The sequence below is a fragment of the Mycolicibacterium aromaticivorans JS19b1 = JCM 16368 genome (assembly GCF_000559085.1).
GTDB classification, from domain to species: Bacteria; Actinomycetota; Actinomycetes; order Mycobacteriales; family Mycobacteriaceae; genus Mycobacterium; species Mycobacterium aromaticivorans.
Window position 1 is genome coordinate 3,692,432 of the sequence record NZ_JALN02000001.1, and the last position, 26,282, is coordinate 3,718,713.

Here is a 26,282-nt window from a genome sequence, read left to right on the forward strand (position 1 = left end):
GGACCGCATGATGGCGGAGCAGACCGCAGCCGGCAGCGCGCCGGATACCGGCGCCCCCTCAGCCGGCACCCGTACCGACGTACAGCGCGGCGGACGTGACGACCGTGGTGGCCGTGGCCGTCGCGATGATCGTGGCGACCGCGGTGGACGTGGGGGCCGCGACGGCGGCGAGAAGAGCAACTACCTCGAGCGCGTCGTCACCATCAACCGGGTTTCCAAGGTGGTCAAGGGTGGTCGGCGCTTCAGCTTCACCGCCCTGGTCATCGTCGGTGACGGCAACGGTCTGGTCGGTGTCGGCTACGGCAAGGCCAAGGAGGTGCCCGCCGCGATCGCCAAGGGTGTCGAGGAAGCTCGCAAGAACTTCTTCCGCGTCCCGCTGATCGGTGGCACCGTAACCCATCCCGTCCAGGGCGAAGCTGCGGCCGGTGTCGTGATGCTGCGTCCGGCCAGCCCCGGTACCGGTGTCATCGCCGGTGGCGCGTGCCGTGCCGTGCTGGAATGCGCTGGCGTGCACGACGTTCTGGCCAAGTCGCTGGGCAGTGACAATGCGATCAACGTGGTGCATGCCACCGTTGCCGCGCTCAAGCTGCTGCAGCGTCCTGAAGAGGTGGCCGCTCGTCGCGGGCTGCCGATCGAAGACGTCGCGCCGGCAGGCATGCTGCGCGCGCGTCGGGAGAGCGAAGCGCTGGCTGCCGCAGCAGCGCGTGGTGAAGGAAGCGCATAACCATGGCAGAGCTGAAGATCACCCAGGTGCGCGGCATCATCGGTGCCCGCTGGAAGCAGCGTGAAAGCCTGCGGACCCTGGGTCTGAGGAAGATTCGCCAGACGGTGGTTCGCGAGGACAACCCGCAGACGCGTGGCCTGATCAAGGCTGTGCACCACCTCGTTGAAGTAGAAGAAGTGGTTGAGGCTAAAGCATGAGCGTCATCAAACTGCACGACCTGAAGCCGGCTCCCGGCTCCAAGACCGCGAAGACTCGCGTCGGTCGCGGTGAGGGCTCCAAGGGTAAGACGGCCGGTCGTGGCACCAAGGGCACCAAGGCCCGCAAGAACGTGCCGGTGACCTTCGAGGGCGGGCAGATGCCGATCCACATGCGGCTGCCCAAGCTCAAGGGTTTCCGTAACCGGTTCCGCACCGAGTACGCCGTCGTCAACCTGGGCGACCTGAACAAGGCCTTCCCGGAGGGCGGCACCGTCGGTGTCGACGACCTGGTGGCCAAGGGCCTCGTTCGCAAGAACGTGCTCGTCAAGGTCCTCGGCGACGGCAAGCTGACCGCCAAGGTCGACATCACCGCGCACAAGTTCAGTGGCAGCGCGCGTGAGGCCATCACCGCTGCAGGCGGTTCGGTCACCGAGCTCTGACCTAGATCCACGAAGAAGCCCCCGCCGCGCATTGCGTGTCGGGGGCCTTTTCGTTGCTCAGCTCAGCTGCGGAATGACTTCGGCGGCAAGGCGTTCCATCTGCTCGCGATCCTCGGCCAGACTCGCGCCGACCGGGTGCAGCACTAGTGTCTGCGCGCCGGCGTTGATGACCTCGCGCAGACCGCGCACGACATCCGACGGCGTGCCGGATACCGGAACCGCGTCGACGCCGGGCATCGAGCCGTAGATCCGGTGCAGGCCGGCCAGTACTCGCTCGCGAGCCCGGGCCGCGTCGTCGTCGACGATCAGGTAGACCCGCTTGCCGATCCGGAATGCGCTCGGATCCTTGTGCTGCTCGGCCAATTCGGTGCGCACGGTCTGCACGGCGGTCGCGAAGTTCGCCGTCGTCGAGGATCCCGCGCCCATGAACGCGTCACCGTGGCGCACCGCGCGGGCGATCGCGCGAGGGGCGTTGGCGCCGAACCAGATCGGCGGGTGTGGCCGCTGCACGGGCTTGGGCGCGATCGGCAGATCGTCGACGTCGCGGAACCGGCCGTGAAACGTCACCCGCGGGGCGTCGGACCACGCTGCTTTCATCAACTGCAGGCCTTCGGTGAAGCTGCTGATGAACGTGGTCGGCTCGACGCCGAACGCCTCAAATTTCCGCCGGCCACCGCCGGGCGCCACGCCGAGTTCCAGGCGGCCATGGCTGAGCCGGTCCACGGCGGTCACCGTCGAGGCCAGCTGCAGCGGGTCGTGCAGGGAGGTGATCAGCACGGCGACCCCCAGTCGCAGGGTGGTGGTGCACGCCGCGGCCCAGGCCAACAGCTCCATCGGTGCGATCATCGGCGACGGGCCGATGATCTGCTCGATGGTCCAGCCGCCCTCGAAGCCGAGTTCCTCGGCACGGGTCAGATAGCTCCGCAGCCCCTCGCCGTCGAAGCCGTCGGCGTCAAACTGCGGTATCGAGATCGAGTACCTCACCACTCCACCGTACGAGCGCGCGGAGGGCACCGGCGCCGGCCTGGGTAATGTCGACTGTATGTTCGCCTTCCTGCCCGCGATTCCGGGCGCCGACGACCTCCGCGACGCGTTGCGGCGCATCGACACCGCCCGGCACCACGGTGTGCCCGACGGCTGCATCTTGGAGCTCGATCTGCAGACGGTGCCGCCGGAGTCCAGCGGCTTCGACCCGCTGACCTTCATCACCGGCGGGGGCCGGACGATGCTGTTGCGCGATGCGGTCGCCGCGATCCATCACGCCGCAGACGATCCACGGGTGGCGGGACTGATTGCCCGAGTTCAGCTTTCGGCCGCCCCGGCCGGGCCGGTGCAGGAACTGCGGGCAGCCATCGCCGCCTTCACACAAGCCAAGCCGTCGCTGGCGTGGGCCGAAACGTACCCCGGCACCCTGTCGTACTACCTGGCGTCGGCCTTCTCCGAAGTGTGGATGCAGCCGACAGGCACCGTCGGCCTGATCGGTTTCGCCACCAACGCACTGTTTCTGCGCGACGCCCTCGGCAAGGCGGGTATCGAGGCGCAGTTCGTGGCGCGCGGCCAATACAAGTCGGCAGCCAACCTGTTCACCCAGGACCACTACACCGACGCCCACCGCGAGGCCGATTCCCGGTTGATCGCCAGCCTGCACAGCCAGGTGTGGCAGGCCATCGCCGAGTCGCGGCACATCGACGTCGCGGCGGTTGACGAATTGGCCAATCAGGCGCCGCTGCTGCGTGACGCCGCGGTCGACGGACACCTGGTCGACCGGATCGGCTTCCGCGACGAGGCGTACAGCCGGATCGCGGAACTGACCGGCCGGGAAGGTGTTTCGCCGGAATCCGGTGACGCCGACTCGGCTGACGACGCCCCGCCGCGACTGTATCTGTCCCGCTATGCGCACGCCGGCAAGGGTGGTCCCGCGGTGCCGATGCCGTCGGTGCCGGGCCGTAAGAAGCGCCCGCGGATCGCGGTGGTCACCGTCGCCGGGTCGATCGTCAGCGGTCGCGGCGGCCCGCAGGGCCTGCCGATCGGGCGATCCAGCGCCGGCGGGGACACCATCGGCGCGGCACTGCGCGAGGTGGCCGCCGACGACGACATCGACGCCGTGGTCGTGCGGGTGGACAGTCCCGGCGGCGCGGTGACGGGCTCGGAGACGATCTGGCGGGAAGTGAAGCGCCTGCGGACCAAGGGCAAGCCGGTGGTGGCCTCGATGGGCGCGGTCGCCGCATCGGGCGGGTACTACGTCGCGATGGCCGCCGACGCCATCGTCGCGAACCCGGGCACCATCACCGGGTCGATCGGTGTGCTGACCGGCAAGCTGGTGGCCCGGGGGCTGAAGGAGCGCCTGGGGGTCGGCTCGGACAGTGTGCGCACCAACGACAACGCCGACGCGTGGTCGGTCAATGCGCCGTTCACCCCGGAACAGCAGGCTCTCGTCGAGGCCGAGGCCGATCTGTTCTACACCGACTTCGTGCAGCGGGTGGCCGAGGCTCGGCACATGTCCGTCGAGGCGGTCGAGGCGGTGGCGCAGGGCCGGGTGTGGACCGGTGCCGATGCCCTCGAACACGGATTGGTCGACGAACTCGGCGGCCTGCGCGCGGCCGTACGACGGGCCAAGGTGCTCGCCGGGATCGACGCCGACACCAAGGCCGAACTGGTCAGCTATCCCAGCTCGTCGTTGCGGGACTTCCTGCGCCCCAAGCCTTCGTCGCAGCCGGCCGCGGCCTCGCTGCCGGAGGCCATCGCGATGCTGATCGGCCGGTCCATCAGGGGAGCGGTCGATCAGAGCGAGCGTGCGCTGACCGGAACCAGTGCGCTGTGGCTGGGAGACAGCGTCTTTTAGCTGGGAATTGGCATCGCAAGTGCGGAAAGAATGGTGTCGCGGCGCGCCGCCCGCCCACTGTGCCAATACTCTGTGCTGCTGTGTGGCGATCACCGGAGTGGCCGAAGGAGCCGGTGACGGCGCACCGTGAAATCGGTGTTCGACGACGTCCACTCGCCGTGGGCAGGGCGTTCGGCGCGTTCGCCGCGGTCGCAGTGCTGGGTGTGACCGGGTTGGGCTGGTCAGGGGTGAACCACGCCCTGGGCGGCATCATCACCTCTGATGCGCTGATCGGCGGTCCGACATCCGCCAGCGGCGCGCAAAACATCCTCATCATGGGATTGGACAGCCGCCTGGATCAGCATGGGCAGCCGCTGCCGAAGGACGTTTACGACGCACTGCATGCCGGTGACGAGACTGTCGGCGGGTACAACGCCAATGTGTTGATCGTGGTGCACATCCCGGCAGATGGTTCGCCGACCGCGGTTTCGATTCCGCGCGACGACTACGTCGACCTGGCCGGTTGTCCGACCGGCATGTGCCAGGGAAAGATCAAGCAGGCCTACGGCCTCGCCTACCAGCATGCGCTGAACGCGATCGATGCCGACTTCTCGCTCAGTAACTCACTGGATCCGCAGAGCAAGGAGCAACGGGGACGCGAGGCCGGCCGCAAAGCCGAGATAGCCACGGTCCAAGAGCTATTGGGTGTGCCCATCGATCACTTCGTGGAGGTCACGCTGGGTGCGTTCTACGAGATCGCCAAAGCGGTCGCTCCTATCACGGTCTGCCTCAACGGGAACACCTCAGACGACTTCTCCGGAGCGGATTTTCGTCAGGGGGTCCAGCAACTCGACGCAGCTCAAGCGATGGCGTTCGTGCGGCAGCGCCGCGACGTCAACAACGCCGACTTCACCGACATGGACCGCACGAGGCGCCAGCAGGCCTTCATCGTGTCGCTGATCAGCGCATTGCGGCGCAGCGGTGACCTCGACAACCCGTTGACGCTGAACAAGCTACTCGACACGACGAAGCAAAACCTCGCGGTCGACGCCGATCTGGACCTGGCGGCGTTTGCGCAACGTGCTTCGGCCATGACCAAGCGCCCCCCGTCCATGTACACCCTTCCGATAACCGGCTTCGGTCAAGATCCTGCCGGGGAGGACGTCAATCTCATCGACGTGTCCGTGATTCGGTCGATCGTCCACGATCTGTTTGCGTCCGGTGACGCGGCGCAGCCCACCTCGTCCACCGCCGCGCCGGCAGACGATCCCATGTACGGCACTGGAGCCACCCTGGACGTGGCGAATGCCTCCAGTTACGACGGCTTGGCAGCTCAACTCGAAAAGCTGTTCACCGCCAATGGTTTCGATACCGGGCGGGCCAGCACGGCCGCCGCATTGTCGAATACCAGCGCCGTGGGCTACGGCGACGGAGTGGCGCGCGCGGGTAAAGCACTCGCGGCACAACTGAATTTGCCCGCCGCCGAAAACGATGCTCTGCCTGCGACCACTGTGCAATTGACGGTGGGAACGGATTTCCCGGCGAGTGAATATGTCGGCGACACGGCTCCCGCGGCCCCGGCAGCGGCCGCGGTATCCACCGTCTCAGCCACCGCAACGGGAACCGCGTCGCCGGCACCGACCGATCTCAGTCACATGACCGGAGAGTCGGTTCCCTGCGTGAAGTAGCGCAGGCCTAGTGGGCTTCTACCCCAGAGTGGCGCTGACGTAGACGATCTCGCCGAACGGGTCGTTGTCGTCCCGTTCCGGCCGGGCCGGCAGTCCGAGCCGGCGGAACAGCTCCTCGTCGGCCACCCCGGTGACGTCCCACCCCTTCCCGGTGAGGTACTCCATCACGTGGCTGCGCGGGCCGGCGTAGACCAGCGATCCCATGTCGATGTCCAGCCCCTGATCACGGGCCTGGGCTGTCATCGCCGTCCCCTTCGACGGGTCGAAATCCATGATCCCGGGCACGAATTCGGTGGCCACCGCGCTGCCGGGCGCACTCAACTCGGTGATCGTGTCGAACAACCGGTCCTGAGCATCGGACGGCAGATAGACCAGCAGGCCCTCGGCCAGCCACGCGGTGGGCAGGTTCGGATCGAACCCGGCGGCGCGCAGCGCTGCGGGCCAGTCCTCGCGCAGATCGATGCCGACAGTGTGGCGCTGCGCCGGGGGCTGCGCACCGAGCTCGTTGAACACGCCGGTCTTGAATGCGATGACGTCGGGCTGATCGATCTCGAACACCACGGTGCCCGACGGCCACGGCAACCGGTATGCGCGCGCGTCCAGGCCGGATGCCAGGATCACGACCTGCCGTATGCCGGTGTCCGTCGCGGACATGAAGTAGTCGTCGAAGAACTTGGCCCGCACGCCCATTGCGTCGATCATCGACTGCACACGTTCGGGCGCGAGGTCGCCGAACGCCGAGGTGTCGAGTTCGCCGTCGATCATCTTGATGAAGAAGTCGATGCCGACCGCACGAACAAGCGGATCGGCGAACGGGTCGTTGACGAGTTGGCGCGGGTCCTTGGTGGCCAGTGCGCGGCCGGCGGCCACGGCTGTCGCGGTGGCGCCGACGCTGGAGGTCAGGTCCCAGCTGTCGTCATCGGTGCGTGTCATCACTGCTCCTGTGTTCGGGTGGCGGTCAGGTAACCGGTGCTGTCGCTGAACTGCACCAGTGTTTCGTCGTCGGGCATGTCAAAGCCGTTGGCGGCGTAAGACTCCCGGGTGCTCACCGTGCTGATGCGCCACCCGCGTTCGGTCAGGTAGTCGGTCACCGAGTTGCGCTCGCCGTCGTAGAACAGGGCGGGCAGATCGATGTCGGAGCCGATCTGTGCCGAGTACTTCTTGAACCGCTCGCGCCAGCTGTCCGGCAGTGTCATTCCCGCGGCCATGAATTCGGTGGCGAAGCGGCTCCCCGGTGCCGACATCGCGGTGACGTTGTCCAGCAATCGGTCCTGCGCCTCGGGGGGTAGATAGATCAACAACCCTTCGGCGATCCACGCCGTCGGTTGGGTGACGTCGAAACCGTGCTCCCGCAACGCAGCCGGCCAGTCGTCGCGGAGATCGACGGCGACGGTGCGACGATCGGCGGTGGGCGAGACGCCCAAGTCGGCCATCACGCGGGTCTTGAATTCGATGACCTGAGGCTGGTCCAACTCGAACACCACCGAGCCGGCCGGCCAGCTCATCCGGTAGGCGCGGGTGTCCAGGCCCGAGGCCAGGATGACGGCCTGGGTGATGCCGTCGCGGGCGGCGTTGGTGAATACGTCGTCGAAAAACCTTGTGCGCACCGCGATCTGCTCGGTCATCCGGCGGCGGTTGAGCATCGGATCGTCCTCGATGTTGGCCTCGCCGTTGGCGACCCGGATGAGGGACTCCACGCCGACGGCCTTGACGAGGGCGTCGGCGTACGGGTCGTGGATGAGGGCGTCCGGGCCGCGGGAGGCCAGTGCGCGCGACGCCGCCACCGATGTCGCGGTGGCGCCGACGCTGGACGCCAGGTCCCAAGTGTCGCCGTCGTAGCGGGTGTTTGTCTGGCTCATGGTGTTACTTCCGGATTGCGGTGACGGACACGGAGTTCCGCAGTGATTCGGTCAGGGTGGTCTCGGGGAAGGGCCGTCCGTACGCGGCGAACAGGTCTGCGCGCGCCTGGGAGCCGACCTGCCAGCCCTGCCGTTCGAGGTAGCCGATGACGGGGTTGCGTTCCCCGTCGTAGAACAGGTCGGACATGTTGATGTCCAGGCCTCGTTCGCGCCATTGGTCGCTGATCGCCTTGGAACGGTCCGCCAGACCGCGGCCGCCGTCCGGGTGGTATTCGGTGGCGATCCGGCTGCCCGGCGCGGACAGCGCGGTGATGTTGTCGAACAACCGGTCCTGGGCCTCCGGCGGCAGATACACCAGCAGGCCTTCGGCGCTCCACGCAGTCGCCTCGGTGTCGTCGAATCCGTTGGCCCGCAACGCTGCCGGCCAATCCTCACGCAGGTCGACGCTGACCGTGCGCAGCTCGGCGGTGGGGGAGGCACCGAGCGCGGCCAGCGTCTCGGTCTTGAAGTCGATGACCTGCGGCTGATCGATCTCGTAGACCACGGTGCCTGCCGGCCAGTGCAGCCGATACGACCGGGAGTCCAAGCCGGAGGCCAGAATGACCGCCTGCCGCACGCCGGCGGCGGCCGCATTCAGGAAGAACTCGTCGAAGAAGCGGGTTCGCACCGCCATCACATCGGTCATCACCCGGGCAGTCTCGGCACCGTCCATGGCTGCCATGTCGATGTCCCCGTCGACCATCTTCGTGAAGACGTCGATCCCGACGGCGCGGACCAGAGGGGCGGCGAAGGGGTCGTCGATCAGCGCGTTCTCTTCGCGGCTGGCCACCGCGCGGGCGGCGGCCACCATGGTGGCGGTGGTGCCGACGCTGGTGGCCAGGTCCCAGGAGTCGGAGTCGCTGCGGCTCATCGGGCGCCGCCGTAGATGGCGCTGAGGTAGTAGAGCTTGCCCATCGGCTCGTCGTCATCGAACGTCCCGCGCCGGCCCGCGGCGAGCAGGTCGTTGACCGGTGAGCGGTCGACCTGCCAACCGTGGTCGGTCAGGTAGTCGCTGGCATCGTTGCGCTCGCCCAGGTAGACCAGTGAGCCGAAGTCGAGGTCGAAGCCGTTGTCGCGCCAGTGCGCAGAGATGGTTTCCATCTTTTCGCGCGACTCTTCCTGTTCCTCGGGATTCGACGGCGGCGCGGTGTCGATGGCCACCCGGCTCCCGGGAGCGGACAGCTCGGTGACGGTGTCCAGCAGACGGTCCTGTGCGTCCGGCGGCAGGTAGCCCAGCAGGCCTTCGGCGCTCCACGCGGTGGGCGCCTGCTGGTCGAAGCCTGCCTCGCGTAGCGCGGTGGCCCAGTCGTTGCGCAGATCCATCGCCACCGGCCTGCGGTCACACGTCGGCTCGGCGCCCTGCTCGGCCAGCGTCTCGGTCTTGAATGCGATGACGTCGGGCTGGTCGATCTCGTAGACGACCATGCCGGCCGGCCAGTCCAGGCGGTAGGCACGCGAGTCGAGACCGGAGGCGAGGATGACGACCTGACGGACACCGGCCTCAGCGGCGCTCAGGAAGAACTCGTCGAAGAACTTCGTGCGCACCGCCATGTTGTCGGTCATCCGCGTGACGCCCATGGCGCTCTGGTCGTCCGGCGTGGGCAGGTCGCCGGTGGCCATCTTGGTGAAGAAGTCGATGCCGACGGCGCGCACCAGGGGTTCGGCGAACGGGTCGTCGATCAACGGGTCGTGCTCCCGGCTCGCCGCGGCGCGGGCGGCGGCGACCAGAGTCGCGGTGGCACCCACGCTGGAGGCCAGGTCCCAGGTGTCGTTGTCGGTACGCGTCATCGTTTGACCCTCACTGCCGCCCCTTATACTTAGCCGAGTTAACCACTATCGACTGTACGTTGTTCCCGCTGTGTGATTCCTGGGCGCGCAGCGGCCGGCGGTGGCACTGATCCGCGGATTCCCGCCCTGCCTGGGCCAACTGTTACTCTCGTAGACTGTTTGAGCGAGCGGTGCCGCAGGCGGAAATCGTGGCGGCGATCGGCGCAAGGCAGGATTACCCGAACGCTGGCCAGGCCAGCCCCATTGGCACGCTGTGACTCACGTCCGGCTGCCCAGGAGGAAGAGTGCTCTCGGCTTTCATCTCTTCGCTCAGGACGGCCGACCTGAGGCGAAAGATCCTGTTCACGTTGGGTGTTGTGATCCTGTACCGGGTCGGCGCCTCGCTGCCGTCCCCCGGGGTCAACTACAAGAACGTCCACCAGTGCATCGAGCAGGTGAGCGGTGGTGCCGGAGGGCAGATCTATTCGCTGATCAACCTGTTCTCCGGCGGTGCGCTGCTGCAGCTGACGGTGTTCGCGGTGGGCGTCATGCCCTACATCACCGCCAGCATCATCGTGCAGCTGCTCACGGTGGTCATCCCGCGTTTCGAACAGCTGCGCAAGGAGGGTCAGGCCGGCCAGGCCAAGATGACCCAGTACACGCGCTACCTGGCGATCGCGTTGGCGATCCTGCAGGCCACCAGCATTGTGGCCCTGGCCGCCAATGGCGGCCTGCTGCAGGGCTGCACCCTGGACATCCTGCAGAGCCAGAGCATTTTCTCGCTGATCATCATCGTTATGGTGATGACCGCGGGCGCCGCGCTGGTCATGTGGATGGGCGAACTGGTCACCGAGCGGGGTGTCGGCAACGGCATGTCGCTGCTGATCTTCGCCGGTATCGCAGCCCGCATCCCCGCTGAGGGCAAGAGCATTCTGGACAGCCGTGGCGGCCTGATCTTCGCCGCGGTCTGTGCGGCGGCTCTGCTGATCATCATCGGCGTCGTGTTCGTCGAGCAGGGCCAGCGCCGCATCCCGGTGCAGTACGCCAAGCGGATGGTGGGCCGGCGCATGTACGGCGGCACGTCGACTTATCTGCCGCTGAAGGTCAACCAGGCCGGCGTCATCCCGGTCATCTTCGCGTCGTCGCTGATCTACATCCCGCACCTGATCACCCAGCTGATCCAGAGCGGGCGCACCACCCCGAGCAACGGTTGGTGGGACCGCTTCGTCGCCAACTACCTGACGAATCCGGCTGACCCCGTTTATATCGGCATCTACTTCGGGCTGATCATCTTCTTCACCTATTTCTATGTCTCGATCACGTTCAACCCCGACGAACGTGCCGACGAGATGAAGAAGTTCGGCGGCTTCATCCCGGGCATCCGACCGGGCAAGCCGACCGCTGACTACCTGCGGTACGTGCTGAACAGGATCACCCTGCCCGGCTCGATCTACCTGGGTGTGATCGCCGTCCTGCCGAACGTCTTCCTGCAGATGGGCAATAGCGGTGGCGTCCAGAACCTGCCGTTCGGCGGTACCGCGGTTCTGATCATGATCGGTGTCGGTTTGGATACGGTCAAACAGATCGAGAGCCAGCTCATGCAGCGCAACTACGAAGGGTTCCTGAAGTGAGAATCGTTCTGTTGGGACCGCCGGGCGCGGGCAAGGGAACTCAGGCAGTCAAGCTGGCGGACAAGCTCGGGGTGCCGCAGATCTCCACCGGTGACTTGTTCCGGCACAACATCAGCACCGGCACCGAGCTGGGGCTGGAGGCCAAGAAGTACCTCGACGCCGGTGACCTGGTTCCGGCCACACTGACCAACGCGCTGGTCGACGACCGGCTCAACGACGCGGATGTGGCCGGCGGCTTCATCCTCGACGGCTTCCCCCGATCGGTCGAGCAGGCCGAGGCGCTCAAGCAGATGCTGGCCAAGCGCGACTTGTTGCTCGACGCCGTGCTCGAGTTCCGGGTGCCCGAGGACGAACTGGTCGAGCGGCTCAAGGGCCGTGGCCGTGCCGACGACACCGAGGACGTCATCCGCAACCGGTTCAAGGTGTACCGCGACGAGACCGCGCCGCTGCTCGACTATTACCAGGACGAGCTCAAGACCGTCGACGCCGTCGGCAGCCTCGATGAGGTGTTCGCCCGGGCGCTGCACGCACTCGGTCGCTGAATTTCGATGGTTTCTCTGCCTGGGCTGCGCAACCGCAAGACCGTTCCCGCCCGCACGCCGGGTGAGCTGGACGCGATGGCCGCTGCCGGCGCCGTCGTGGCGGCAGCGCTACGCGCCGTCCAGGCGGCCGCCGCTCCCGGGGTCTCGACCAAGGACCTCGACGACGTCGCCGAATCGGTGATCCGGCAGGCCAACGGCATTCCGTCGTTCCTCGGCTATCACGGTTATCCGGCCAGCATCTGCTCGTCGGTCAATGACCGTGTGGTGCATGGCATTCCGATGGCTGACGAGAAACTTGCCGCCGGCGACCTGGTGTCGATCGACTGCGGTGCGATCATCGAAGGCTGGCATGGCGATGCCGCTGTCACGTTCGGGATCGGCACCCTGATCGCGATGGACGAGGCACTCTCGGCGGCGACCAAGCAGTCGATGGAAGCCGGTATCGCGGCGATGATCCCCGGCAACCGGCTCACCGACGTGTCGCACGCCATCGAGACCGGCACCCGCGCCGCCGAACGGACCTACGGCCGCCGATTCGGCATCGTCGCGGGCTATGGCGGGCACGGCATCGGCCGGGCCATGCACATGGACCCGTTCCTGCCCAACGAGGGCGAGCCCGGCCGCGGGCCCACGCTGATCGCCGGATCGGTGCTCGCGATCGAACCGATGCTGACGCTGGGCACCACCAAGACCCGGATCCTGGCCGACGAGTGGACCGTCGTCACCGCCGACGGGTCCCGCGCCGCCCACTGGGAACACACCGTCGCCGTCACCGACGACGGCCCGCGCATCCTCACTGTGTGATCTGTGGTGATCTGCGCCGAGACCGCCACCATGGCTGGTGATCGGCCCGGACCGCGGCCCTGAGATCGATGTCGCGGCTGGACGCCCGGCGCCGAGCGCACACTGTGAACCGAACACCCGCCGGTTACGTGTATCAGCCGGGAGGTTGACCATGGACGACCCGGAGGCGGCGTTGGTTCGGGTGCTCTACGAGGAGCACGCGGCTGCGCTGTGGCGCTATGCGCTGCGGCTGACCGGTGATCCGGCCCGCGCGGAGGACGTGGTCCAGGAGACCCTGCTGCGAGCCTGGCAGCATCCGGAGGTCGCCGGCGACGCCGAGCGCTCCGCACGGGCGTGGCTGTTCACGGTGGCTCGCAACATGATCATCGACGAACGCCGCAGCGCCCGCTTCCGGCGGGAGACCGACTCGCTGAACACCGAGGGGGCGCCGGAGCCCGCAGGGCCTGACGAGGTCAACAGCGCGCTCGACCGGCTGCTGATCGGCGATGGGCTGGCGCAACTGTCGCCCGATCATCGCGCCGTGGTTCGCCGTTCCTACTATCTTGGCTGGACCACAGCGCAGATCGCGGCGGACCTCCAGATCGCCGAGGGGACGGTGAAGTCGCGGCTGCACTACGCGGTGCGCGCGCTTCGGCTGACGTTGCAGGAGATGGGGGTGACCCGGTGAAGGATCTGCACGATCCATACGAGACATGGGACGCTGCCTACGTCCTGGGGTCGCTGTCGAGCACCGAGCGCCGTGAGTACGAAGCGCACCTCAGCGGATGCGTGCGCTGCCGTTCGTCGGTCGGTGAACTCAGCGGCATGCCTGCGCTGCTGGCCATGCTCACTCCCGACGAGGTGACCGCCATCGATACCGGCGGGATGGAACCGCCGCCGTTGCGCCCGCAGCTGCTTGACGGTGTGCTGGTCGAGGTGCGCAGGCGTCGCCGCCGGGGCCGGTGGATCACCTGGTCGGTGGCCGCCGTGGCCGCCGCCGTGCTGGCCGTGGGTGTGTTCGTCGCGATCAAGCCCGCCCCGTTCAGCGCGCGTACCCCCGCCCCGCAGGTCTCGGCCGCGGCGGTCAGCATGACACCGGTGATGCCATCGTCGTTCGAGGCGACGATCCAGGTCACTCCGATGGGGTGGGGCACTCACATCCAGATGACGTGCACCTACCACCAGGAGATCGGTGCCGACGCGACCGAGGACGCGGACAAGCTGGCTATGTATGCCGTCGGTCGCGACGGCAGCCGGGTCCAGCTGGCCACGTGGATGGCGCGCGAAGGGGAGTCGGCCTCGCCGACCGGCAGCACATCGATGCCGATGGAGAAGATCGCCGCGGTCCAGGTCGTCAAAGCTGAGACCGGCGACGTACTGCTGCAGCGCAACCTGTAGGTCTCGACCATGCGGTATGAATGTGCGGATGGCCGAATCAATCCCACCCGCCAAGCCGGACCCGATCGCCGCCGCGCGACGCAACTGGGAGCGCGCCGGGTGGGGTGATGTCGCCGAGGGCATGGTTGCGGTGACCTCGGTGATGCGGGCCCACCAGATCCTGCTGGCCCGGGTGGAGAACGCGTTGCGGCCCTACGATCTGAGCTTCTCGCGGTTCGAACTGTTGCGGCTGTTGGCCTTCAGTCGCACCGGGGCGTTACCGATCACCAAGGCCTCGGACCGACTGCAGGTGCACGTCACCAGCGTCACGCACGCCATCCGCCGGCTGGAGGCCGACGGTTTGGTGAGGCGGGTGCCGCATCCCACCGACGGGCGCACCACGCTGGTCGAGATCACCGACCTGGGGCGTTCAACGGTGGAGGACGCCACCGCAACGCTCAACGAGGTGGTGTTCGCCGATATCGGGATGGCGGCGCCGGAAGCCCGGGCGCTGGTCGCGTCGATCGAGACGCTGCGCCACCACGCGGGGGATTTCTAACGCAGGGTTTCGATGACCGCGCTGAAATCCAGGTCGGCGTGCTCTTCGGCGAATTTGGCGTAGATCTCGGCGGCATGGGTGCCCAGTGGCGCGGTGGCGCCGGTCGACGACACCGCGTCCATCGCCAGCCCGAGGTCCTTGTTCATCAACGCGGTGGCGAAGCCCGGCTGGAAGTTGTTGTTCGCGGGTGACGTCGAAACAGGGCCGGGCACAGGGCAGTTCGTGTGGACCGCCCAGCAGTTGCCGGTGGCGCCGGTGATCACGTCGAACAGGGACTGCGCCGACAGACCCAGCTTCTCAGCCAGCACGAAGGCTTCCCCCACGGCGATCTGCTGCACGGCCAGCACCATGTTGTTGCACAGCTTGGCGGCCTGGCCGGCACCCGACGATCCGCAATGAATCACCTTGCTGGCCATCGGATCCAGCACCGGTCGGGCCCTCTCCAGCGCGTCGGCGTCGCCGCCGACCATGAATGCGAGCGTGCCGGCTGTGGCGCCCTTGATGCCACCGGAGACGGGGGCGTCGAGCTGAGCCATCCCGGCGGCCGAGGCCTGCGCGTTGACTTCGCGGGCGTCATCGACGGAGATCGTCGAGGTGTCGATGAACAACGTACCTGAAGTGGCGGCCGGAAGTGCTTCGGCGTAGCAGGCTTTCACGATCGCGCCGTTGGGCAGTGAGGTGATGACGACGTCTGCCTCAGAGACCGCGGCGGCGCCGGCGTCGAACACCGTCACGCCCTTCCCTTCGGCCGCCGCACGTAGTGCTGGCACCGGATCGAAGCCCCGCACCGTGTAGCCGGCGTTGACCAGGTTGGCCGCCATCGGGCCGCCCATGTGGCCCAACCCCAGGAAACCGACCGTCGTCATGTGTGGCTCCTTTGCCTCATGTCGTTGCGCGTGCCCGGGCGGCTTCTGCTCGCCCGATGACCACGCGCATGATTTCGTTGGTGCCCTCCAGGATTCGGTGCACCCGCAGATCGCGAACGATCTTCTCGATCCCGTACTCGCGCAGGTAGCCGTAACCGCCGTGCAGCTGCAACGCCTGGTCGGCCACCTCGAAGCAGGCGTCGGTGACATACCGCTTGGCCATCGCGCACAGCGCGACCTTGTCCGGTTCGTCGTTGTCCAAGGCGACGGCCGCGCGCCACAACATCAGCCGCGAGGTTTCCAGCGCGGTCGCCATGTCGGCCAGCGTGAACCGGATGGTCGGTTCGTCGAGCAGCGCCCCGCCGAAGGCCTGCCGGTCGGCGAGATAACTAGCCGCTTTCTCATAGGCGGCTTGCGCGCCGCCCAGTGAGCAGGCCGCGATATTGAGCCGGCCACCGTTGAGGCCGTTCATCGCGATGCCGAAGCCGCCACCGTCACCTTCGGGTCCGCCGAGCATCGCCGATGCCGGTACCCGCACACCGTCGAGGATCACCTGAGCAGTGGGCTGCACGTTCCAGCCCATCTTCTCTTCCTGGGCGCCGAAACTCAGCCCGGGCGTGTCCTTCTCGACGATGAAGGTAGAAATTCCACGGTGGCCCGACTCGTTCTCTTTGAAACCGGTGCGGGCCATCACCACGTACACATCGGAAGTGCCTGCCCCGGAGATGAACTGCTTGACTCCGTCGAGTACGTAGGCGTCACCGTCACGAACGGCTTTGGTGCGCAACGCCGAGGCATCCGAGCCCGCGCCCGGTTCGGTCAGGCAGTAACTGGCGATCGTCTCCATCGACGCTAGCCGCGGGATCCAGGACTTGCGCTGATCGTCGGTGCCGTAGGTGTCGATCATCCACGCGCACATGTTGTGGATCGACAGGAACGCCGCCAGCGCAGGGTCGGCGGTCGAGAGCTGCTCGAAGATTCGCACCGCGTCCAGGCGCCGGAGGCCGCTGCCGCCGACGTCCTCGGCGCAGTAGATGGCGGCCATCCCCAACTCGGCGGCCTCGCGTAGGACGTCCACCGGGAACTCCTTGGAGTGATCCCAGTCCAGGGCATGTGGCGCAAGACGTTTGATCGCGAACGCGGCCGCAGTTTCGGCGATCACGCGATCGTCGTCGTCGAGGGCGAAGAAGCTCATCGCCCCTCTAGTTCATCGTCGGGATGACGAACTCGGCGCCGTCCTTGATGCCCGACGGCCACCGCTCGGTGACGGTCTTGGTCTTGGTGTAGAAGAGGATCGAGTGCGGCCCGTGCTGGTTGAGATCGCCGAAGCCGGAACGCTTCCAGCCACCGAAGGTGTGGTAGGACACCGGAACCGGGATCGGTACGTTGACGCCGACCATGCCGACCTGAACCCGGGACACGAAGTCGCGGGCGGCATCACCGTCGCGGGTGAAAATGGCCACCCCATTGCCGTATTCGTGCTGAGATGGAAGCGCCACTGCCTCTTCGTAATTCGTGGCTCTGACGATGCACAGCACGGGCCCGAAGATCTCGTCGGTATAGATCGACATGTCGGTGGTGACGTGGTCGAAGAGGGTGGGTCCGATGAAGTACCCGCCTTCGAGGCTATTGTCGTCGAAGGTCAACTCGTCGCTGGCCTTGTCGCGACCGTCGACCACGATCTCGGCTCCGGCGGCCACCCCGGCGTCGATATAGTCGCGGACCCGCGTGAGCGCGGCGGCGGTGACCAGTGGGCCGTAGTCGGCCTTGGGGTCCAGGCTGTGCCCGACACGCAGCTCGTTGATCCGCTCGACGAGCCTGCCGCGCAACCGGTTTGCCGTCTCCTCGCCGACGGGTACCGCGACGCTGATGGCCATGCAGCGTTCGCCGGCGCTGCCGTAACCGGCGCCGATCAGGGCGTCGACGGCCTGGTCCAGGTCGGCGTCGGGCATGACGATCATGTGATTCTTGGCGCCGCCGAAGCACTGGGAGCGCTTACCGTTGGCCGCCGCGGTGGAGTAGATGTACTGCGCGATGTCGGAGCTGCCGACGAAGCCGACGGCCTTGATGTCGGGGTGGTGCAGGATCGCGTCGACGGCTTCCTTGTCTCCCTGGACCACCTGGAACACACCGGCCGGCAGACCGGCTTCGAGGAACAGCTCGGCAAGGCGGACGGGAACGGAGGGGTCGCGCTCGGAGGGCTTGAGGATCAACGCGTTACCGCATGCCAGGGCGGGGCCGGCCTTCCACAGCGGGATCATCGCCGGGAAGTTGAACGGCGTGATGCCGGCGACGACACCGAGCGGCTGGCGGATCGAGTACACGTCGATGCCGCCGCCGGCGCCTTCGGTGAACTCACCCTTGAGCAAGTGCGGGATACCGATGGCGAATTCGATGACCTCGATGCCGCGCTGGATGTCGCCCTTCGAATCGGGGACGGTCTTGCCGTGCTCGATGGACAGCAGCTCAGCGAGCTCATCGGCGTTGGCGTTGACCAGCTCGATGAACTTCATCAGGACGCGGGCGCGGCGCTGCGGATTCCATGCGGCCCATTCCTTCTGGGCTTCGACCGCGGAGGCGACTGCGGTGTCGACGTCGGCGGCCGACGCCAGCAGTACCTGGGCCTGCACTTCGCCGGTGCTGGGGTTGAAGACGTCCGCGGTGCGCGTGCTGCTGAGGTTGCTGCGCTTGCCGTCGATGAAGTGCTGAATGGTTCTGCTCATGACTGCCCCTTGGCTGACCTGGCCGCTGAATACTAGGACATCCTAGTAATGTCGTGACCGGCTCCGCAAGAGGGTCGGTGGGCTCGAAGGCACCTCAGCGCCACTGATAGCGGGTGCTGGGCCGGCCCGTCTTGCCGTATTCGGTCAGGCGGGTGACAGTGCCGTCGTCAGCCAGCCGTTCCAGGTAGCGCCAGGCCGTCACCCGGGAGACGCCGACCAGTTTGGCGGCCTCGTCGGCCGTCAGCCCGTCGGCGCGATCACGGACCGCGCGGGCGATCTCGTCGGTGGTCCCCGGTGCGGCGCCCTTGGGGGCCACGGACTTGTCGGTGCTGCGAAGCTCGGCCAGCGCACGGTCCACCTCGGCCTGGCTGGCTGCCTCCGTGCCCGCCGGCAGCGCTTCGCGGTAGCGGCGGTAGCGCTCGAGGCGATCGCGGAACGCCGCGAACGTGAACGGCTTGAGCAGGTAGGCCAGCGCGCCGTGTGCGACGGCGGCGCGCACCATCTCCAGATCGCGTTCGGAGGTGATCGCGATGATGTCCGGCGCGGGGCGAAGACCGGACAGCGCCGAGGCCAGCGCGATCCCGCTGGCGTCGGGCAGGCCGAGATCGAGCAGCACCAGGTCGACGGGGGACTCGGCTTCGGACGCGATGCGCATCGCATCGCGTGTGGTATTGGCTATACCGATGACCGTAAAGCCCTGCAGCCGAGACAGATACGCGTTGTGCGCTTCGGCGATGAGGGTGTCGTCCTCAACGATCAGCACGGTGATCATCGGATGGTCACCGTCACCACCGAGCCGTAGGTGACGTCGGCGCTCAGGGTGCCGCCGTGCCGGTTGACGATCTGGGCGACCAAGGCGAGTCCCAGGCCTTGGTGTCCGGCGCCGCCGTCGGACTTGGTCGAGTAGCCGCGCTGTCTGGCACGCGCGAAGGTGTCTGGGTCCATGCCCGGGCCGCTGTCGGCGACCTGGATCTGCAGCCGCTCATCGCTCTGGTTGACGGTCACCTCGACCCACGGGTCGTCGCGGTCGCAGGCATCCATCGCGTTGTCGACCAGATTGCCCAGCACGGTGACCATCTCCTGCGGGCTCAGGAGCGCCTCGGCGGGCAGGTGGGTCTCCTCGGTGATGGTCAGCTCGATGCCGCGCTCGTCGGCCTCTGCGGTTTTGCCGAGCAGCAGCGCCACCAGCGCGGGTTCGCTGACGGCGTCGGAGACCCGGTCGACGAGCTGCTGGGACAGCGCCAGCTCCTGGGTGGCGAACTTGACCGCCTCGTCGGGACGGCCCATCTCCACCAGTGTGACGACGGTGTGCAGCTTGTTGGCCGACTCGTGGGCCTGGGCGCGCAGCGAATCGGTGAAACCCTGCAGCGAACTCAATTCGCCCAGCGCACCTTGTAATTCGGTGCGGTCGCGGATGGTGACCACTTCGGACTCCGACGCGCTGACCGCAGAGCGGTTGACCACCAGCACCCGGTCGTCGGTGAGCCGAACTTCGTCGCGCACTCCGGGGTCGTTGCCGCGCAGGAACTCTGGTAGGTCGGCGCGGGTGATGGGTCCGGCCGGCAGTGCCAGCAGACGGCGGGCTTCGTCGTTGACCAGCGCGACACCGTTGCGGTCCAACACGATCAGGCCCTCGGAGACCGAGTGCAGGATGGCGTCGTGGTGGTCGTACATCACCCGCAGCTCGTCGGGTGCCAAGCCGTGGGTCTGGTGTAGGACACGCCGGCGGATCGCCCAGATGCCGACGAAGGACAGGGCCAGAGCGCCGGCCGCGACACCGACGATCATCAGCCATTGCGAACGCCAGCGCGCGGACAGGCTCTCGAGCGTGATGCCTGCAGCGACAAGGCCGATGATCTGTCCGCGCTCACTGCGGATCGGCGCGATGGTGCGCACCGACGGGCCGAGGGTGCCGGTGTAGACCTCGGTGTAGGTCTGGCCGCGCAGCGCGGGCTCGATGGTCCCGATGTACTTCTGGCCGATCTGCTCGGGATTGGTGTGGGTGAAACGGGTGCGGTCGGGCGCCATGATCGTGATGAAGGCTATGCCGGTGCTCTTGCGGATGGCCTCGGTGACCGGCTGCAGAACGGGTGCTGCGTTGCCGGTTTCGATTGCTTCGGCGGTGGACGGCGCGTCGGCCAGCGCGACGGCGATCGCCGTCACCTGCTGGCGGGCGGCTTCGTCGCCCTGACGTTTGGCATCGAACAGGGCCAACGCACTGCCAGCCATCACCACCAGCATGATCACCGCGGCCTGCAACGCGAAAGCCTGGCCCGCCAGTGAGCGCGGCAGTACGGCCACTGCTCACCTCCGCGCCTGAACGTAATGAACTAAAGCGTGACCTGCGTCACGTACTGGTAAACCATCCTTGCAGACCCAACGCTGTCAGTACTGGAAGGAAACCGCTCATGACCACGGTTGTGGATCGCCAAGGCGGCGACGACAAGCCCGCGCCGTCCAAGCGCCGGGATCGCACCCACTGGCTGTACCTGGCTGTCATCTTCGCGGTGGTCGCCGGCGTCGCCGTGGGCCTGGCGGCCCCGTCGGTCGGCAAGGAGGTCGGAGTTCTCGGGACGATGTTCGTCAGCCTGATCAAGATGATGATCGTCCCGGTGATCTTCTGCACGATCGTGCTGGGTATCGGCTCGGTCCGGAAGGCGGCCACCGTCGGCAAGGTCGGCGGCCTGGCTTTCGGCTACTTCCTGGTGATGTCGACGATTGCGTTGGGCATCGGCCTGCTGGTGGGCAACCTGCTGCACCCTGGCAGCAGTCTCAAGTTGTCGGAGTCGACCGCCGCCAAGGGCGCCGAGCTGGCCGAAAAGGCGCATGAGTCAGGTGGTTTGATGGACTTCATCCAGCACATCATCCCGACGTCGCTGTTCTCCTCGCTCACCGACGGCAATGTGCTGCAAGGGTTGTTCGTGGCGCTGCTGGTCGGGTTCGCGATCCAGGCGATGGGCACCAAGGGTGAGCCGATCCTGCGTGGGATCGAGCATCTGCAGCGGCTGGTGTTCAAGGTCCTGTCAATGGTGTTGTGGCTGGCGCCGATTGGTGCGTTCGGCGCGATGGCGAACGTGGTGGGTCTGACCGGCTGGAGCGCGGTGACCAACCTGCTGACGCTGATGTTGGGCTTCTACCTGACGTGCGTGGTGTTCGTCTTCGGTGTTCTGGGGACGATGCTGCGGATGGTGTCGGGTGTTTCGATCTTCAAACTGGTGCGCTACCTGGCGCGGGAGTACCTACTGATCTTTGCGACGTCGTCGTCGGAGTCGGCGCTGCCGCGGCTGATCGCGAAGATGGAGCACCTGGGCGTGCAGCAGAGCACCGTGGGTGTGGTTGTGCCGACGGGATATTCGTTCAACCTGGACGGCACGGCGATCTACTTGACGATGGCATCGTTGTTCATCGCCGATGCACTCGGAGACCCGCTTTCGGTGGGGGAGCAGATCGGTCTGCTGGTGTTCATGATCGTGGCGTCGAAGGGGGCGGCCGGGGTGAGCGGGGCCGGGCTGGCGACGCTGGCCGGTGGCCTGCAAGCGCACCGCCCCGAGCTGCTCGACGGGGTCGGACTGATCGTGGGGATCGACCGGTTCATGTCCGAGGCGCGCGCGGTGACGAACTTCTCCGGCAACGCGGTGGCCACCCTGCTGGTCGGTTCGTGGACCAAGACGGTGGACATGGCCAAGGTCAACGGTGTGCTGTCTGGCCGCGACCCGTTCGACGAGGTGACCATGCTCGACAACGATCATGCGCCTGCGCCGCAGAATGAGGCCCTCGCCGCCTGATCACCAAGCCCACGGCACCCCGGGAGCCCTTCCCCCGGGGTGCCGTGCCGTCGTGAGACGGAAATGGTCGTGAAACGGAAAAAGCCCGGCTGTCGGGGGGGCCGCCGGGCCTTTCCGCGAGAAGAGCTAGGCCCTGTCGCTCCTTCACCGTAGCGGAGCTCGCTGTGAATCACGGCTATGAACTGGGTCAAAGCTGTGAGTTACCAATGACTTCAGTGGGTACGCGCTGGAGACCGGTGGTGTTCCCGGCGGCGACCTGGAGTGTGACTCGTGCTCTGGTTGGGCCTGTGGTCGCCGGACCCGAAGGTCACACCCGCTAACGTCAATCCCGCGCCGATCGCCCGGTGCGCCCCCATAGCCCAATTGGCAGAGGCAGCGGACTTAAAATCCGCACAGTGTCGGTTCGAGTCCGACTGGGGGCACTCACCACTGACGCAACGAGGTCTGCGAAAAATTTTCACCACTCAGCAAACCCCGAGATGAATTCATTTCGACCGTAGGTGGCGGTCGGTGTCGGCGGGGTCAGCGGGCCGGCTGGGATCGCGGTCCGCACTCGTCGCTGTCGCTGCGGGCCTCTTGGCGTCGACCGGCACGTGCAAACGCCGCTTACTTTATATAAGCCTGGTTATGGTACTGAAAGGTAACTTAGAAGACAGGTTCAGCAAACTGTTTATCTTACCCTCAGGTAAGTTAGGTCACCGAAAATGGTAGCTGCCGGCCTCTTGTCGTTCACCGGGCAGCAACCTCGCAGAACTGTCAGAAGTGGCGTGAACAGCGGCGTTGACCGCACCTGTCGGTATCTGGCGCAGCTATCTGCGGTCCTTTCGACGCGCAAGAAAGTTTCCAAAACCTCTACTTACTGATGAGTAAGGTGCGCTACGTTTTGGCGCTTAGGGGGCAAATTTCTTCGAAGGAGAGTCATGAACGCTGCTGTTCGTCCGTACGCCACCGCAGGTGTTGCGCTTGTCGGAGCGAGTGTCATCGCGATCTCGCCGCTCGCTCCGCCGATGCCGGACGCTCATGCCCTGCAGCGGTCGGTGTCGTCGGTCAGTGTCGAGCTCAGCGCCGCGATCAATCCGATCGAGAACTGGGTTCAGGTCTTCCAGAAGTCTGCAGCAAACCTCGGCGCCCTTGGCCAGCAGTTCGCCGCCGATCCTGCCCCCATCCTCAGCCAGGTGCTCGCCAACCAGCTCGCGAGCCTGAAGGCCTTGCAAACGGCCTATAACAATGACGCGGCGAACCTCAAGCTGATCTTCCAAGGCGCCCCCGGTGCGATCGAGACCGCTCGCGGCCAGCTCCAAAGCGGTGACATCGTGGGCGCGTTCGACACCTTCAACAACCAGATCGTGATCCCGCTCGCGCTGAACCTCGTTACGATCGTTTCGGATTCGACCGTCCCCCTGGTGAACACGGTGAACAACTTCGCCAAGGCCTTCGCCACACTGCCCAACACGGTGTTCCAGGTGGTCCTGCCGATGACGTTCCCGCTGGTGTCGACGATCAACGCCGCCGTGCAGACAGTCCAGGATGTGTACGACGCAGCGGTCGCCAAAGATCCGGCTGGCGTCATCAACGCTCTGGTGAACCTCCCCGCGAATCTGGTCGGCGGCTTCCTGAACGGGTCGGGCACAGTCCTCGGATTGCTGCCCGCTCCGGGCCTCCTGACGCCCTACGACCCCAACTTCGGGTTCCTTGGCAGCGGACCGATCGCCAGCCTGCTCCAGCTGCGGGACGTCATCGCCCAAGCCATCGGGGCCACCCCGCCGGCTACGGCTGCTATCAGCGCGGCCAAAGTGCCCGCCGCGGCCAAGACTGTGACGCTGTCGACCGCCGCCCCGGAGACAACCGGCACGGCATCGGCAGCCCGTGGTGCCATCAAGGCGCCGTCTGACAGCGCGGCTGGCGACACCGCAGCAGATGCTGACGCGACCGAATCCGCCACCGGCAGCACGGGTTCCACGAAGGCCAGCACCAAAGCCACCCCGGCCGCGGCAACCGATTCGGCCACCGGCAATTCGGATTCGTCGAGCGACACCAAGGCGGGATCCTCGTCCGCCGGCGGTCACGATTCGAAGGCCGGGAGCGGCAAGAAGAGTTCATCGGGCAAGTCCGGCAGGCCCGCGAAGGCCGGCAAGTAAGTGTGACCGCTGAGCGCCGGTCGCTCCCCGATGAGGGAGCGACCGGCGCTTTGGCGTCGCCGCGAGGCGCCGCGGCGGATAGGCCTCAGTCGGGCCGAAAAGCCTTCGTGTGTCTCAATTTTCACTAGGGCTGTGACAGTGGGAGAGGATGGGCTCCCCACCGGCGGCGCACAGCGAGTGGCCCGAGCTGATCGGCATGCAGCCCCGACTGAATCCGTGTCCGTGCCCACGGGAGGTGAACCTGTCCGGCTCTCCGGGTACGTAACGTCGTGAACATGGACGCACGTAACTTGGCCTTGGAATGGACGGACACAACTCAGCACTGGCTCGTCGAGGTGCCGATCCGCCTGGCGGCGTACCTGAGCGTCGTGCTGTTAGTCCGGTATCTGCTGCACCGGATGATCGACCGTGCCACGACCCGCCGGAGCGGCAAGAGCAGCGTCGAGGAGCGGCCCCAGGACACGAAGCCGACCTTGCTACGGCGCCTTCGTCCTGACGTCCCGGTGACGACCATCAGCGATCAAGCCGGCACTCGACGGAAGCAGCGTGCTCACACGATCGGTTCCGTCCTCAAATCCACCGTGTCGATAATTCTGCTGTCGTGGTTGGTGCTGGCAGCTCTCAACGTGGTGGGGGTGAATCTCGCGCCGTTCATCGCCTCGGCCGGCGTGATTGGCCTCGCGATCGGATTTGGTGCCCAGAATCTCGTGCGCGATTTCGTCAGCGGCGTGTTCATGCTGCTCGAGGACCAATACGGGGTGGGTGATGTGGTCGACCTCGGCGAGATGAGCGGCGAGGTCGAAAGCGTCGGTCTGCGCATCACCACCGTCCGCGACATCGATGGCACGCTGTGGTACGTCCGTAATGGGGAGATCTCCCGCGTCGGCAACATGAGCCAGGAATACGCGGTGGCCCGTATCGAGGTGCCGGTCGCGTTGACGGCCGACGTCGAGCGGGCGGAGCAGGTGGCGCTGGACGCGGCCGCTCAGGCTATCGAGGATCCGACAGTGGGCGCAAAGGTGCTCGGCGAGCCTGAGATGCTCGGCGTACAGGAACTTGCCCCGGATCTGCTGAGGCTGCGGATGACGTTGAAGACGAGGCCGGGCGCGCAATGGTCGGTGCAGCGCCGCCTGCTGCGGGAGATCTTGCAGGCGTACGACGAAAACGGCGTCGAGCTGCCATATCCGCGGGGGCGCATCCACGCGGTGGTGGGCGGGAGCGCCGAGAAGTGAGGCGAGACGGGGCGGTTAGCGCTGAAGACGAGCGCTCCCCGCGGATATCGGCGTTGGCGATGGCGTCTTCTGCTCCAGGGATCCGTTCAGCGGCGGCGCTGGGCGCGAACAGGAGTGTGGCTGAGTGAGGGGTTTCATCCCACTGGGACAAAATCGATCGTCCGAACCATCGGCGTGCCTACCATCAGCCGATGCGCGGATCCAAGATTCTGATCACCGGAGTGAGTGGCCAGGTCGCCACCCCTGTCGCCCTCGCGATGGCGCCGGACAACGAGGTCTGGGGCATCGCCCGATTCACCGACGCGGCCGTCAGGAGCAGCCTGGAGAAGGCCGGCGTCCGCTGTGAGACCGTCAACATGGCGGCCGGGGACTTCACCGGGCTGCCGTCGGATTTCGACTACGTCCTGAACTTGGCGGTGGCCAAGAGCGGTCGGTGGGACAAAGACCTCGCCGCCAACGCGGAATCGGCTGGTCTTCTCATGGCGCACTGTCGCAGCGCAAAGGCGTTCCTGCACTGTTCATCCGGCGCAGTCTACGACCCGCCCGGCGACGAGCCCCGGACCGAACGCACGGTCTACGGCGACAATCACAAGAGCCTGCTGCCGACCTACTCGATCACCAAGATCGCCGGTGAGACCGTCGTCGCGACCATGGCACGCGCCCTTGGCGTACCGACCACGATCGCGCGCCTCAACGTTCCCTACGGCGACAACGGCGGCTGGCCGTACTTCCAGATGGAGATGATGCTCAGCGGCATGCCCGTCCCCGTCCCGCCCGGCGGACCGGCTGTCTACAACCCGATCCATGAAGACGACATCATCGCGATGATCCCGAAACTGCTTGAGGTGGCGTCAGTTCCGGCCACCACCGTCAACTGGGGCGGCGACCAATACGTCAGCGTCCAAGAATGGTGTACCTTCCTGGGATCGCTCGTCGGCACGGAACCGGTCTTCGAGGAAAGCGATCAAGCGCTGCGCGGCAATCCGTTGGACGTCACCAAGATGCATGAGCTCGTCGGGGGCACCACCGTCGACTGGCGCGACGGGATGCGGCGGATGGCAGTCAAGTTCCGCCCGGAGCTGGTCGGCGCGTAAGCGATTGCCACACTGAG

General features: G+C 66.5%; 25 protein-coding genes and 1 tRNA gene. 16 read left to right on the forward strand and 10 right to left on the reverse strand.

All coding sequences use genetic code 11. From position 1 onward, the window contains the following. Positions 1-10: 10 nt before the first annotated feature. From rpsE to rplO, 3 genes are read left to right on the forward strand one after another with little or no spacing between them, the layout of a single operon-like run. Positions 11-724 (forward strand): 30S ribosomal protein S5, encoded by a 714-nt coding sequence (gene rpsE / locus Y900_RS17730; protein WP_172507332.1) that lies wholly within the window; start codon positions 11-13, stop codon positions 722-724. 2 nt (positions 725-726) lie between these two features. Continuing rightward, a complete protein-coding gene (gene rpmD, locus Y900_RS17735; RefSeq protein WP_036343537.1) occupies positions 727-921 on the forward strand; it encodes a 50S ribosomal protein L30 in 195 nt (64 codons plus the stop codon). Continuing rightward, complete coding sequence (gene rplO, locus Y900_RS17740) at positions 918-1,361, forward strand: 50S ribosomal protein L15 (protein ID WP_036343539.1); 444 nt, start codon at positions 918-920, stop codon at positions 1,359-1,361. The genes rpmD and rplO overlap by 4 nt, the downstream gene beginning before the upstream one ends. 57 nt (positions 1,362-1,418) lie before the next feature. Here the strand turns inward: rplO and Y900_RS17745 are convergent, their stop codons facing one another. Beyond that, a complete protein-coding gene (locus tag Y900_RS17745; protein ID WP_036347125.1) occupies positions 1,419-2,345 on the reverse strand; it encodes an LLM class flavin-dependent oxidoreductase in 927 nt (308 codons plus the stop codon). 58 nt (positions 2,346-2,403) lie between these two features. On the opposite strand from Y900_RS17745, the gene sppA reads away from it, so the two are divergent. Both sppA and Y900_RS17755 read left to right on the forward strand, forming a co-directional pair. Continuing rightward, the gene (gene sppA / locus Y900_RS17750; protein ID WP_036343541.1) at positions 2,404-4,203 is read left to right on the forward strand and encodes a signal peptide peptidase SppA; all 1,800 of its coding nucleotides are present in this window, start codon (positions 2,404-2,406) and stop codon (positions 4,201-4,203) included. A gap of 113 nt (positions 4,204-4,316) precedes the next feature. Next, entirely contained in the window at positions 4,317-5,870 is a 1,554-nt protein-coding gene (locus Y900_RS17755; RefSeq protein ID WP_081845154.1) for an LCP family protein, read from the forward strand. Positions 5,871-5,888: 18 nt separating this feature from the next. Here Y900_RS17755 and Y900_RS17760 read toward each other — a convergent pair whose 3' ends face one another. The 4 genes from Y900_RS17760 to Y900_RS17775 are packed head-to-tail and all read right to left on the reverse strand — an operon-like array spanning position 5,889 to position 9,556. Next, positions 5,889-6,803 carry a class I SAM-dependent methyltransferase gene (locus Y900_RS17760; protein WP_036343545.1) on the reverse strand — a complete coding sequence of 305 codons (915 nt, stop codon included), beginning with the start codon at positions 6,801-6,803 and terminating at the stop codon, positions 5,889-5,891. After that, positions 6,803-7,729 (reverse strand): class I SAM-dependent methyltransferase, encoded by a 927-nt coding sequence (locus Y900_RS17765; protein ID WP_036343547.1) that lies wholly within the window; start codon positions 7,727-7,729, stop codon positions 6,803-6,805. Before Y900_RS17765 ends, Y900_RS17760 begins: the two co-directional genes overlap by 1 nt. Positions 7,730-7,733: 4 nt before the next feature. Then, complete coding sequence (locus Y900_RS17770) at positions 7,734-8,639, reverse strand: SAM-dependent methyltransferase (RefSeq protein ID WP_036343549.1); 906 nt, start codon at positions 8,637-8,639, stop codon at positions 7,734-7,736. Next, the gene (locus tag Y900_RS17775) at positions 8,636-9,556 is read right to left on the reverse strand and encodes a class I SAM-dependent methyltransferase (protein ID WP_036343551.1); all 921 of its coding nucleotides are present in this window, start codon (positions 9,554-9,556) and stop codon (positions 8,636-8,638) included. Before Y900_RS17775 ends, Y900_RS17770 begins: the two co-directional genes overlap by 4 nt. 284 nt (positions 9,557-9,840) lie before the next feature. Here Y900_RS17775 and secY point away from each other — a divergent pair, with 284 nt between their 5' ends. The 6 genes from secY to Y900_RS17805 all read left to right on the forward strand — a co-directional run bounded on the left by secY (position 9,841) and on the right by Y900_RS17805 (position 14,427). Then, positions 9,841-11,166 (forward strand): preprotein translocase subunit SecY, encoded by a 1,326-nt coding sequence (gene secY / locus Y900_RS17780; protein ID WP_036343553.1) that lies wholly within the window; start codon positions 9,841-9,843, stop codon positions 11,164-11,166. Beyond that, entirely contained in the window at positions 11,163-11,708 is a 546-nt protein-coding gene (locus Y900_RS17785; protein ID WP_036343555.1) for an adenylate kinase, read from the forward strand. Before secY ends, Y900_RS17785 begins: the two co-directional genes overlap by 4 nt. A gap of 6 nt (positions 11,709-11,714) precedes the next feature. Then, positions 11,715-12,512: a type I methionyl aminopeptidase gene (gene map, locus Y900_RS17790; protein WP_036343557.1), complete on the forward strand. Its 798-nt coding sequence runs from the start codon at positions 11,715-11,717 to the stop codon at positions 12,510-12,512. A 151-nt stretch (positions 12,513-12,663) separates the two neighbouring features. Next, a complete protein-coding gene (locus Y900_RS17795; protein ID WP_036343559.1) occupies positions 12,664-13,179 on the forward strand; it encodes a sigma-70 family RNA polymerase sigma factor in 516 nt (171 codons plus the stop codon). After that, positions 13,176-13,889: an anti-sigma factor family protein gene (locus Y900_RS17800; RefSeq protein WP_036343561.1), complete on the forward strand. Its 714-nt coding sequence runs from the start codon at positions 13,176-13,178 to the stop codon at positions 13,887-13,889. Before Y900_RS17795 ends, Y900_RS17800 begins: the two co-directional genes overlap by 4 nt. A 28-nt stretch (positions 13,890-13,917) precedes the next feature. Then, the gene (locus tag Y900_RS17805; RefSeq protein WP_036347127.1) at positions 13,918-14,427 is read left to right on the forward strand and encodes a MarR family transcriptional regulator; all 510 of its coding nucleotides are present in this window, start codon (positions 13,918-13,920) and stop codon (positions 14,425-14,427) included. On the opposite strand, the gene mmsB is transcribed toward Y900_RS17805, so the two are convergent. The 5 genes from mmsB to Y900_RS17830 all read right to left on the reverse strand — a co-directional run bounded on the left by mmsB (position 14,424) and on the right by Y900_RS17830 (position 20,257). Continuing rightward, a complete protein-coding gene (gene mmsB / locus Y900_RS17810) occupies positions 14,424-15,293 on the reverse strand; it encodes a 3-hydroxyisobutyrate dehydrogenase (RefSeq protein ID WP_036343564.1) in 870 nt (289 codons plus the stop codon). The genes Y900_RS17805 and mmsB overlap by 4 nt on opposite strands. A 16-nt stretch (positions 15,294-15,309) precedes the next feature. Beyond that, the gene (locus tag Y900_RS17815) at positions 15,310-16,488 is read right to left on the reverse strand and encodes an acyl-CoA dehydrogenase family protein (protein WP_036343565.1); all 1,179 of its coding nucleotides are present in this window, start codon (positions 16,486-16,488) and stop codon (positions 15,310-15,312) included. Positions 16,489-16,495: 7 nt separating this feature from the next. Further along, a complete protein-coding gene (locus Y900_RS17820) occupies positions 16,496-18,016 on the reverse strand; it encodes a CoA-acylating methylmalonate-semialdehyde dehydrogenase (RefSeq protein ID WP_036343566.1) in 1,521 nt (506 codons plus the stop codon). A 94-nt stretch (positions 18,017-18,110) separates the two neighbouring features. Beyond that, positions 18,111-18,788: a response regulator gene (locus Y900_RS17825; RefSeq protein WP_036343567.1), complete on the reverse strand. Its 678-nt coding sequence runs from the start codon at positions 18,786-18,788 to the stop codon at positions 18,111-18,113. Beyond that, positions 18,785-20,257: a sensor histidine kinase gene (locus tag Y900_RS17830; protein ID WP_081845332.1), complete on the reverse strand. Its 1,473-nt coding sequence runs from the start codon at positions 20,255-20,257 to the stop codon at positions 18,785-18,787. Before Y900_RS17830 ends, Y900_RS17825 begins: the two co-directional genes overlap by 4 nt. 167 nt (positions 20,258-20,424) lie before the next feature. Here Y900_RS17830 and Y900_RS17835 point away from each other — a divergent pair, with 167 nt between their 5' ends. The 5 genes from Y900_RS17835 (at position 20,425) to Y900_RS17855 (ending at position 26,265) form a co-directional block, all read left to right on the forward strand. Then, positions 20,425-21,801, forward strand: coding sequence for a cation:dicarboxylate symporter family transporter (locus Y900_RS17835; RefSeq protein ID WP_036343569.1), 1,377 nt, complete (start codon positions 20,425-20,427; stop codon positions 21,799-21,801). 348 nt (positions 21,802-22,149) lie between these two features. Beyond that, positions 22,150-22,223: transfer RNA gene (locus Y900_RS17840), tRNA-Leu, on the forward strand. Positions 22,224-22,721: 498 nt separating this feature from the next. Continuing rightward, positions 22,722-23,939, forward strand: a complete 1,218-nt coding sequence (locus Y900_RS17845) for a hypothetical protein (RefSeq protein ID WP_036343570.1) — start codon at positions 22,722-22,724, stop codon at positions 23,937-23,939. A 275-nt stretch (positions 23,940-24,214) separates the two neighbouring features. Beyond that, the gene (locus Y900_RS17850) at positions 24,215-25,171 is read left to right on the forward strand and encodes a mechanosensitive ion channel family protein (RefSeq protein ID WP_036343571.1); all 957 of its coding nucleotides are present in this window, start codon (positions 24,215-24,217) and stop codon (positions 25,169-25,171) included. Positions 25,172-25,362: 191 nt separating this feature from the next. Next, a complete protein-coding gene (locus Y900_RS17855) occupies positions 25,363-26,265 on the forward strand; it encodes an NAD-dependent epimerase/dehydratase family protein (RefSeq protein ID WP_036343572.1) in 903 nt (300 codons plus the stop codon). Positions 26,266-26,282 lie beyond the last annotated feature (17 nt).